The following is a 10,301-nucleotide window of genomic DNA, read 5'->3' as shown; positions in this document are numbered from 1 at the left end:
CGCCGTCGGCGGCGCGCTCGTCGTCCTCGGGCTGCTCGGCGGGTGCGGCGTCCCGACCGAGAACGCCCCGCGCGCCGTGGCGCCCCCACCCGGGCCGTTCCCCTCGCCGGGGGCGGTCGTCGCGACGCCGACCCCCACCCTGACGGCGGGGCGAACGACGGAGACCCTCTGCTTCGTACGGGACGACCGGCTGGTCCGCGTCGAGCGTCGGGTCGACGGCACGCCCACCGTCGACGCCCAGCTCCAGCACCTGCTGGCCGGCCCCACCACCGTCGAACGCGAGAGCGGCCTCACGACGGCCCTGCCCGGGGCCGTGCCGCTCGCCGCCGCCCGGCCGCGGGGCAACGAGGTCGACGTGGACCTCGGCGGGGCCGGCGACGAGACGGGCCGCAGCGACGAGGTCCTCGCCTTCGGGCAGATCGTCTGCACCCTGACCGCCCGCTCCGACGTCGACACCGTGGCCTTCTTCCGGGGCGGGGCCCCGCTGGGGGTGCCGCGCGCCGACGGGCAGCTGTCCCGGCGACCCCTCACCGCCGACGACTACGCCGGCCTCGTGGCACCCCGCTGACGGGGCGACCGGGCGTGCGGACGCCCCGCCGGCGGCCCGCCCGGCGCGGGCCCGCCAGCTCGGCGACGTCGTGCCGGCCGGCTACGCGCAGCCCGAGCCTTGCGACGCGGGCTGGGCGGGCAGCACCCCGAGCGCCCGGTCCACCCGGTCCAGCACGGCGACGTCGTCGTGGCCGACCCCGCGCAGTAGGTCGATGGCGGTCGCCCGGATCTGACCGACGATCATCGTGACGGGCAGCGCCGGATCGGACGCGAGCAGCCGGCCGGCGACCTGTACCGCCGTCATGGCCGCCTCGTCGGCCCGTCCCGCGTGGCGGTCGGCGTCCTCGCCGGTCAGGTCGGTCGCCACCGCCTCGCCCGCGGCGCGTACGGCGGCGGCCAGGGCGGGGACCGCGTCGCCCAGCTCCGGCGGCGTCCCGGTGCGCAGCCGGGTCAGCGTCACCCCGGCGCGGGCCAGCACCCGGACGTTGCGGACGGCGTAGTCCAGCTGCCGGGTGGTCGCCTCCACATCCCGTACCTGCCCGACGTGCCGCCGCCGGCGGACCCGGAACCGCAGCGTCTCCCCGGTGGCCCGGACCGCCGTGCGCAGCCGGTCCACGCAGTCGTCCAACTGCCGGGCCCGGTCCAGCGCCGCCCGCGCGGCGGTCTCGTCGCACCGGGCGAGCGCGCCGTCGAGCTCGTCGAGCACCTCGGCCAGGTCGGCGAAGCTCTGCCGGGCCTGCACGACCAGCGGGGCGAGCGGGTCGCGGGCCACCAGGAGCTGGCTCGCGGCCAACGCGACCGCGCCGCCGATCAGCGCGTCGACGAACCGGAACGGCATCAGCGTGCCGCTGGGCGCGGCGACCGCCACCAGGTACATGGCGGAGACCGCCGCCTGCACCACGAGGGTGGTGCGCGCCCCGATCGCCACCATCAGGCCGGTGGTCAGCAGCAGGACCAGGAGGATGGTGCCGGTGCCCGGGCCGAGCGCGTACACCAGCAGCTCGGCGACGAGCACGCCGGCCGCGACCCCGAGCAGGATCTCCACTGTCTGCCGGACCCGCTGCCCCCGCCCCTCGCCGAGGACGACCAGCGCGGCCGTGGGGGCGAAGAACGGGTCCGGGTGCCCGATCACCCGGGCGGCGAGGACCCAGGCCACGGTCGCGGCGAGGGTCAACTCGACCACCGTCACGCCGTCGCGCCGGATCCGTCCGCCCACGCCCCGCCACCACTGCCGCACCGTCCGCACCCCTTTCCGGTGGGGCGCCCTCCACGGCGGACCCGTTCGTCGGGCCGGCGTCGAGGACCGCCCCGGCGAGTCCCCCGTCCCGGTGGGACCGGTTCGAGCGTCGCCTCTACCCGCGCCGAGCCCTCGGTAACCGTGCTGGTCACCGCCGGGCGGCGGACCCGCCGGGCGGGGGGCGTCGCGGGGCGGCGGTGCACGCGCGGGCGGCGACGGGGCTGTGCATACTTGCGCGGTCCATGTTGTGCCGGCGGGCGGGCCCCCGGCTGCTCCGCGAGGTGGTTGTGGTGGTCGAGAAGACGGCGTCGCGGCGCAGGCCGGCGGCCGGTGGCACCGCGGCGATGGCCGACCCGGGGCTCCGGCAGTTGCTGGCCGGCCTCACGGCGGTGCGGGACGGCGACTTCGGCACCCGGTTGCCGGAGGACGCCGACGGCCTGCTCGGGGAGATCGCCACCGTCTTCAACGGCATGGTGGACCAGCTGTCGCTGTTCACCTCCGAGGTGACCCGGGTGGCCCGGGAGGTGGGCACGGAGGGGCAGCTCGGCGGGCAGGCGGAGGTGCCCGGTGTGTCGGGCACCTGGAAGGACCTCACCGACTCGGTCAACGCCATGGCGGGCAACTTGACCGACCAGGTCCGCGACATCGCCGAGGTGGCCACGGCGGTGGCCCGGGGCGACCTGTCGCAGAAGATCACCGTCGACGTGCGCGGCGAGATCCTGGAGCTGAAGATCACCATCAACACGATGGTGGACCAGCTGTCGTCGTTCGCCGACGAGGTGACGCGGGTGGCCCGGGAGGTCGGCAGCGAGGGCCGCCTGGGCGGCCAGGCCGAGGTGCCCGGGGTGGCCGGCACCTGGCGCGACCTCACCGACTCGGTGAACTTCATGGCCGGCAACCTGACCAGCCAGGTCCGCAACATCGCCCAGGTCACCACCGCCGTGGCCCGCGGCGACCTGTCGCAGAAGATCACCGTCGACGCCCGGGGCGAGATCCTGGAGCTCAAGAGCACCATCAACACCATGGTGGACCAGCTGTCGTCGTTCGCCGACGAGGTGACCCGGGTGGCCCGCGAGGTCGGCACCGACGGGCGGCTCGGCGGTCAGGCCCAGGTCAGCGGCGTCGCGGGCACCTGGCGCGACCTCACCGACTCGGTGAACTCGATGGCGGTCAACCTCACCGACCAGGTGCGCAGCATCGCGCAGGTGGCCACGGCGGTGGCCCGGGGCGACCTGTCGCAGAAGATCACCGTCACCGCGCACGGCGAGATCCTGGAGCTGAAGAACACCATCAACACGATGGTGGACCAGCTGTCGTCGTTCGCCGACGAGGTGACGCGGGTGGCCCGGGAGGTGGGCACCGAGGGCCGCCTCGGCGGCCAGGCGGACGTCAAGGGCGTCTCCGGCACCTGGAAGGACCTCACCGAGTCGGTCAACGTCATGGCGGACAACCTCACCGCCCAGGTGCGCAGCATCGCCGAGGTGACCACCGCCGTGGCGAAGGGCGACCTGACCCAGAAGATCCGGGTCGACGCGCGCGGCGAGATCCTGGCGCTGAAGGAGACCATCAACACGATGGTCGACCAGCTCTCCGCGTTCGCCGACGAGGTGACGCGGGTGGCCCGGGAGGTGGGCACCGAGGGCCGCCTGGGCGGCCAGGCCCGGGTGTCCAACGTCGGCGGGACCTGGAAGGACCTCACCGACAACGTCAACGAGATGGCCAACAACCTCACCAACCAGGTGCGCTCGATCGCGCTGGTCGCCACCGCCGTCGCCCAGGGCGACCTGAGCCGGCAGATCACCGTGGAGGCCAAGGGCGAGGTGGCCGTGCTCGCCCAGACCATCAACACGATGGTCGGCACGCTCGGCGCCTTCGCCGACGAGGTGACCCGGGTGGCCCGGGAGGTGGGCACCGAGGGCCGCCTCGGCGGCCAGGCGCGGGTGCCCAACGTGGCCGGCACCTGGAAGGACCTCACCGACAACGTCAACTCGATGGCGAACAACCTCACCGGCCAGGTGCGCAACATCGCCCAGGTCACCACCGCGGTGGCCCAGGGCGACCTGACCAAGAAGATCGACGTCGACGCGCGTGGCGAGATCCTGGAGCTGAAGACCACCATCAACACGATGGTGGACCAGCTGTCGTCGTTCGCGGCCGAGGTGACCCGGGTGGCCCGGGAGGTCGGCAGCGAGGGCCGCCTCGGCGGCCAGGCCGAGGTCGAGGGCGTCTCCGGCACCTGGAAGCGGCTCACCGAGAACGTCAACGAGCTGGCCGGGAACCTCACCCGCCAGGTGCGCGCCATCGCCGAGGTGACCAGCGCCGTGGCCACCGGCGACCTGACCCGCTCCATCACCGTGGACGCCCCCGGCGAGGTCGGCGAGCTGAAGGACAACATCAACTCCATGGTGGAGTCGCTGCGCGAGACCACCCGGACCAACCAGGAACAGGACTGGCTCAAGACCAACCTGGCCCGCATCGCCGGGCTGATGCAGGGCCACCGCGACCTGGACGTGGTCGCCGGCCTGGTGATGAACGAGCTGGCCCCGCTGGTCTCCGCGCAGCTCGGCACGTTCCTGCTGGTGGACGACGGCCCCGGCGGGACGGGCCTGCGGGTGGTCGGCGGGTACGGGCACGACACCTCCGGCCGCCGCTACGCCCTCGGCGACTCGCTCGTCGGGCAGGCCGCGGTGAGCAAGCGGGCCATCGTGGTGGACGCCGTGCCGGCCGACTACGTCACCGTCTCCTCCAGCCTCGGCGCCGCCGCCCCGCTGCACCTGGTGGTGCTGCCGATCCTCTTCGAGGACCAGGTGCTCGGCGTCATCGAGCTGGCCAGCATGAGCCGCTTCACCGAGGTGCAGCGCGACTTCCTCGACCAGTTGACCGAGACCATCGGCGTCAACGTCAACACCATCGTCGCCAACGCCCGTACCGACGTGCTGCTCACCGAGTCGCAGCGCCTCGCCGCCGAGCTGCAGGCCCGCTCGGAGGAGTTGCAGGCCCGCTCCGAGGAGCTCCAGCGCTCCAACGCCGAGCTGGAGGACAAGGCGGCCCTGCTGGCCCGGCAGAACCACGACATCGAGACGAAGAACTCCGAGATCGAGCAGGCCCGGCAGGAACTGGAGGCCCGCGCCCAGCAGCTCGCGCTGGCCTCCAAGTACAAGTCGGAGTTCCTCGCCAACATGAGCCACGAGCTGCGTACGCCGCTGAACTCGCTGCTCATCCTCGCCCAACTGCTCGCGCAGAACCCGAACCGCAACCTGACCGCCAAGCAGGTTGAGTACGCCACCGTCATCCACTCGGCCGGCACCGACCTGCTCCAGCTCATCAACGACATCCTCGACCTGTCCAAGGTGGAGGCCGGGAAGATGGACATCAACCCGGAGACGTTTGAGCTGGCCGCGCTGCGCGACTACGTCGACGCCACCTTCCGGCCGCTGACGACGCCCCGGGGCCTGGAGCTGGAGATCAGCACCGGGCCGGGCGTGCCGAGCGAGCTGCACACCGACGAGCAGCGGCTGCGGCAGGTGCTGCGCAACCTCGTCTCCAACGCGGTCAAGTTCACCGAGAAGGGGCGGGTGCGGCTGCGGATCGAGCGGGCCGCGCCGGGCGAGCTGCCCGAGGGGCTCGCCCAGACGGACACCGTCCTCGCGTTCCGGGTGATCGACACCGGCATCGGCATCGCCGAGCAGCACCTGACCGCCATCTTCGACGCGTTCCAGCAGGCCGACGGCACGACCAGCCGGCGGTACGGGGGCACGGGCCTCGGGCTGTCCATCAGCCGGGAGATCGCCCACCTGCTCGGCGGCCGGATCCGGGCGCACAGCGTGCTCGGCCAGGGCAGCACGTTCACCCTCTACCTGCCCGTCGGGCCGGTGCCCGCCGGGACCGGCGACGGAGCGGCCACGGAGGACCGCCCGACCGGCCCGTTCGCGGCATCCGGTCGGGCCGGCGCGCTGCCCTGGGTGCCGCCGGCCACGCTGCCGCCGGCCGTGACCCTCCAGCCCGGCGAGGTCCGGCGGATGCTGGTGCTGGAGCGCCACGACAAGGGGCTGCTGACGCTGCTCGCCCAGGGCGTCGCGGCGGACCTGGGCGACGCGCACCCGCCGGTGGAGATCTCCACCGCGGTGGACGTGGCCTCGGCGTTGGAGGCGCTCGCCGGGAGGCGGCACCATGTCCTGGTGCTCCAGCTCGACCTGCCCGACGAGGGCGGTACGACCCTGTTGAAGGCGCTGCACGACGACCCGGCGCTGCGCGGGGTGCCCGTGCTGGCGTACCACGGCCACCCGCTGCCGTCCGGCGCGCAGGCCCTGTTGCAGGCGCTGGCCCACGAGCGGCCGCTGGAGGTCCTGCGCAGCCTGGACGACCTGCGCGAGCGGATCGCCCTGCACCTCACGGCGGTGACCCCGGAGCGGGTGCTGCCGTTCGCGCCGGTGGTGCCCGACGTCCGGCCCGCCGTCGACGCCCTGCCGGACGACCTGGCCGGCCGCAAGGTGCTGGTGGTGGACGACGACGCGCGCAACGTCTTCGCGCTGACCAACATCCTGGAGCTGCACGGGCTCGACGTGGTCTACGCGGAGAACGGCCGGCAGGGCATCGAGACGCTGATGCGCCACGACGACATCGACCTCGTGCTGATGGACGTGATGATGCCGGAGATGGACGGCTACGCCGCGACGGCGGCGATCCGCGCCATGCCCCGCTACGCCGACCTGCCGATCATCGCGGTGACCGCGAAGGCGATGCACGGCGACCGGGAGAAGAGCATCTCCTCCGGCGCCAGCGACTACGTCACGAAGCCGGTCGACGCCGCCGACCTGTTGCAGTGCATCCACCGCTGGCTGCAGGGCTGAGGCGCCTGCGGGCGGCGGGGCTTCCGGCGCTCCCCGGGCGGTCGCCCGCCCGGGGAGCGCAGGTCACGACGCCAGCCACGTGCGGTGCCGCGCGGGACCCGTGGGCCGTCCCGGTCAGGGCCGGCCGGCCTCGAACGTCTCCCGGTCGAGGAAGAGCAGCCGGGCCCGCTTGCCGTCGAGGTCGACCAGCGGCCCGGCGACGAAGCCGGTGCGCAGCAGCCGGTCGACCGCCTTCTCGTTGCGCGCGTCCGGTTCCATCACGACGCGTCGGTGCCGCGGGTCGGCGAAGACGAAGTCGAGGAACACGCGCAACAGGGTGCCCGTGAAGCCCCGCTCGACCGCGCCGGGCGGGCCGATCAGCAGGTGGGCCCCGTGATCGCCGGGCTGGACCGGATAGCACTCGCCGACCGGGTCGGCGGTCGGCTCGTAGGTCTGGAACAGGGCGACCGGCGTGCCGTCGCGGTGCGTCAGCCAGGCGTGGTGGGTGGGGAGCGAGTCCAGGTAGCGGTAGATCTCCTCGACCCGCTCCCGGCCGGCGTCGCGCATGCCCCAGAACCGGGCGCGTTCCTGGCTGACCCAGGCGTGGATCAGGTCGATGTCGGTGTCGGGGTCGACGGGGCGGATCGTCACCCGGCCGAAGCCGTCGACGTCCTGGCGGTAGGTGCTGGCGAGATCACGCATCGTGTGCCACCGTACGGTGATTGCGGTCGATGCGCGAGTACGTCGGCTCCCGGCGCGCCGCCGGCCGGCCGGTGCCGCGGGCCGGCGGCGCCCACGCCCGTCACCCGCCGGCGGCCGTGACCGTCGGGGTGCTCGCGGCGGCCCCGGCCCGGCGGCGGGCGGCGGGGACCACCAGGGGGGTGCCGCTCTCCGGGTCGTCGATCACGCGGCACGGCAGCCGGAAGACCTCCTCGACCAGTTCGGCGGTGACCACCTCCCGGGGCGGGCCGGCCGCGACCACCTTCCCCTCGCGCATCGCGATCAGGTGCGTCGCGTACCGGGCGGCGTGGTTGAGGTCGTGCAGCACCGCCACGAGCGTGCGGCCCTGCTCCTCGTGCAGCCGGGCGCAGAGGTCGAGGATCTCGATCTGGTGGGCGATGTCCAGGTAGGTGGTCGGCTCGTCGAGCAGCAGCAGGGGGGTCTGCTGGGCCAGCGCCATCGCGATCCACACCCGCTGCCGCTGCCCGCCGGAGAGCTCGTCGACGGTGCGGTCGGCGAGGTCGGCGACCCCGGTGGCGGCCATCGACTCGGTGACCACCCGCTCGTCCTCGCGCGACCACTGCCGCAGCAGCCCCTGGTGCGGGTACCGGCCGCGGGCGACGAGTTCGGCGACGCCGATGCCGTCCGGCGCGACGGACGTCTGCGGCAGCAGGCCGAGGGTGCGCGCCACGTTCCGCGCCGGCAGCCGGTGGATGTCCTCGCCGTCGAGCAGCACCGCCCCGGCGGCCGGCTTCAGCAGCCGGGACAGGGCCCGCAGCAGGGTGGACTTGCCGCAGGCGTTGGGGCCGATGATTACCGTGAAGGACCGGTCGGGCACGGCGACGCTCAGGTCCCGCGCGACGGTCCGCCGCTCGTAGGCGAGGGTCATCGCGGTGCCGCTCAGCCGGGACTGCATGCTCGGTGCTCCGTTCTCGTCGTGGGCGGCCCGCCGGCCTCGCCCGGTCACAGCCGGCCGGCCCGGCGCTCGGTGGCCAGCAGCCAGATAAGGTAGGCGCCGCCGAGCACGCCGGTCACCACGCCGACCGGCAGCTGGTGCCCGGGGAAGACCCGCAGCGCGAGCTGGTCGGCCGCGACCAGGAGGACCGCCCCGACCGCCGCCGAGGGCAGCAGGTTCGGCCCCGGCGCCCGGGTCAGCCGCCGCGCGAGGTGCGGCGCGGTGAGGGCCACGAAGTTCACCGGCCCGGCGGCGGCCGCCGCGAGGGAGACCAGCAGGACCGCCGCCGCCAGCACGACCAGGCGCAGCCGCTCCACGCGTACGCCGAGCGCGGCGGCGGTGTCGTCGCCCATCTCGACCAGCCGCATTGCCGGCCCGTACCCGGCCAGCATGAGGGGCACCAGCACCGCCAGCGCGACCAGCAGCGGCAGCGCGTTCGACCAGCCGCGCCCGTCGAGGCTGCCGGTGAGCCAGAGCACGGCGCGGGCGGCGTCCATCAGCGGGGCCCGGGTGAGCAGCCAGCCGTTGACCCCGGTGAGGATCGCCATGGTGCCGATGCCGACCAGGATCAGCCGGTACCCGTGCACGCCGCGCCGCCAGGACAGCGCGTAGACCAGCGCGCCGGTGACCAGCCCGCCGACCACCGCCGACGAGGCCAGCGCCACACTGCTGCCGCCGACCACCACCACGACGAGCGCCCCGGTCGCCGCGCCCTGGGTGAAGCCGAGCATGTCGGGGCTGCCCAGCGGGTTGCGGACCAGCGACTGGAAGACGGCACCGGCCAACGCGAGCGCGGCACCGACGCAGAGCGCGGTGACCACCCGGGGCAGCCGCAGCTCGGTGACGATGAACTCCTCGGCCGGGGTGCCCCGGCCGGTGAGGGCGCGCAGCACGTCGGCGGGGCTCATCGGGTAGTCGCCGCTGCCGATGGCGAGCACGCTCAGCGCCAGGGCCAGCAGCACGCAGGTGACGCCGACGGCGATGGCGCGGGGGCGCAGCCGCAGGGACAGGTTGCCGGGGGTGCGGAGGGTGATCACGGGTGGGCCACCTGCCCGCGCCGCACCAGCCAGAGGAAGAGCGGCCCGCCCGCCACGGCGGTCACGAGCCCGACCTGGAGTTCGCTGGGGCGGCTCAGCACCCGCCCCAGCACGTCGGCGCCGAGCAGCAGCACCGGGGCCAGCACCGCGCAGTACGGCAGCAGCCAGCGCAGGTCCGGCCCGGTGAGCGCGCGGACCAGGTGCGGCACGAGCAGCCCGACGAAGACGATCGGCCCGCAGGCGGCGGTGGCGGCCCCGCAGAGCAGGGTGACCGCCGCGATGACCGCGCCCCGGACCAGGGCCGGGCGGGCGCCGAGCGCGCGCGCCGCGTCGTCGCCGAGCGCCAGCGCGTTGAGCGGGCGCGCGACGAGCAGGGCGACCAGCAGGCCTGCCGCCATGAACGGCGCGACCGTGCGGACGGCCGACGGTTCGGCGGCGGCCAGCGAGCCGACCGTCCAGAACCGCAGCCGTTCCAGCGACGCGGTGTCCACCAGCATCACCGCGCTGACGTACGAGTAGAGGGTGGCGTTGAGCGCCGCGCCGGCCAGCGCCAGCCGGGCGGGGGTGGCCCCGCGCCCGCCGCCGACGGCGTACACGGCGGCGGTCACGACCGCCGCGCCGAGCAGCGCGAACCACACCTGGCCGCCGACGCCGCCGATGCCGAACAGGAGCGCCCCGCTGGCCACCGCCGCCGAGGCGCCGGCGTTGATGCCGAGCAGGCCGGGGTCGGCGAGCGGGTTGCGGGTCAGCGCCTGCATCACCGCGCCGGCGACGCCGAGCGCCGCCCCGGCGAGCAGGCCGAGCAGCGTCCGCGGCAGCCGCATCCGGTGCACGACGGCGTACTCGGCGGCGTCGCGGTCCAGCAGGCCCTGCCACACGTCGGTGAGGGATGACCGGCTTCGTCGCCGACCTCACCGACGAGTCGGAGGTGGGCGCGCTCGCCGACGCGGTCGCCGAGCAGCTCGGTGACGTGG

The 10,301-nt window shown here is 74.6% G+C and carries 7 protein-coding genes and 1 pseudogene; 3 read left to right on the top strand and 5 right to left on the bottom strand.

Going from position 1 to position 10,301, the window contains the following annotated elements; genetic code table 11:
* The first annotated feature begins 31 nt into the window (after positions 1 to 31).
* Positions 32 to 568, top strand: a complete 537-nt coding sequence (locus tag AB0G13_RS31965) for a GerMN domain-containing protein (RefSeq protein WP_357882538.1) — start codon at positions 32 to 34, stop codon at positions 566 to 568.
* Between the two features lie 81 nt (positions 569 to 649).
* On the opposite strand, the gene AB0G13_RS31960 is transcribed toward AB0G13_RS31965, so the two are convergent.
* Positions 650 to 1,765: an FUSC family protein gene (locus AB0G13_RS31960; RefSeq protein ID WP_357882532.1), complete on the bottom strand. Its 1,116-nt coding sequence runs from the start codon at positions 1,763 to 1,765 to the stop codon at positions 650 to 652.
* Between the two features lie 365 nt (positions 1,766 to 2,130).
* Between AB0G13_RS31960 and AB0G13_RS31955 the strand changes: the two genes are divergently transcribed.
* Positions 2,131 to 6,636 carry a HAMP domain-containing protein gene (locus AB0G13_RS31955; protein ID WP_357882535.1) on the top strand — a complete coding sequence of 1,502 codons (4,506 nt, stop codon included), beginning with the start codon at positions 2,131 to 2,133 and terminating at the stop codon, positions 6,634 to 6,636.
* Between the two features lie 114 nt (positions 6,637 to 6,750).
* Here AB0G13_RS31955 and AB0G13_RS31950 read toward each other — a convergent pair whose 3' ends face one another.
* The 4 genes from AB0G13_RS31950 to AB0G13_RS31935 form a co-directional block, all read right to left on the bottom strand.
* Positions 6,751 to 7,317 (bottom strand): GNAT family N-acetyltransferase, encoded by a 567-nt coding sequence (locus tag AB0G13_RS31950; protein ID WP_357882529.1) that lies wholly within the window; start codon positions 7,315 to 7,317, stop codon positions 6,751 to 6,753.
* A gap of 100 nt (positions 7,318 to 7,417) precedes the next feature.
* A complete protein-coding gene (locus AB0G13_RS31945) occupies positions 7,418 to 8,251 on the bottom strand; it encodes an ABC transporter ATP-binding protein (protein WP_357882526.1) in 834 nt (277 codons plus the stop codon).
* A 47-nt stretch (positions 8,252 to 8,298) separates the two neighbouring features.
* Complete coding sequence (locus tag AB0G13_RS31940; protein WP_357882523.1) at positions 8,299 to 9,327, bottom strand: iron chelate uptake ABC transporter family permease subunit; 1,029 nt, start codon at positions 9,325 to 9,327, stop codon at positions 8,299 to 8,301.
* A complete protein-coding gene (locus AB0G13_RS31935) occupies positions 9,324 to 10,205 on the bottom strand; it encodes an iron chelate uptake ABC transporter family permease subunit (protein ID WP_357882520.1) in 882 nt (293 codons plus the stop codon). Before AB0G13_RS31935 ends, AB0G13_RS31940 begins: the two co-directional genes overlap by 4 nt.
* 8 nt (positions 10,206 to 10,213) lie before the next feature.
* Here AB0G13_RS31935 and AB0G13_RS31930 point away from each other — a divergent pair.
* Positions 10,214 to 10,301 (top strand): annotated as a pseudogene (locus AB0G13_RS31930) (short-chain dehydrogenase); the annotation flags it as partial.

The organism is Micromonospora sp. NPDC023633, from assembly GCF_040640035.1.
Lineage (GTDB): Bacteria > Actinomycetota > Actinomycetes > Mycobacteriales > Micromonosporaceae > Micromonospora.
The sequence above is the reverse complement of the archived record's forward strand: the minus strand, read 5'-3'. Positions and strand labels throughout refer to the sequence as shown.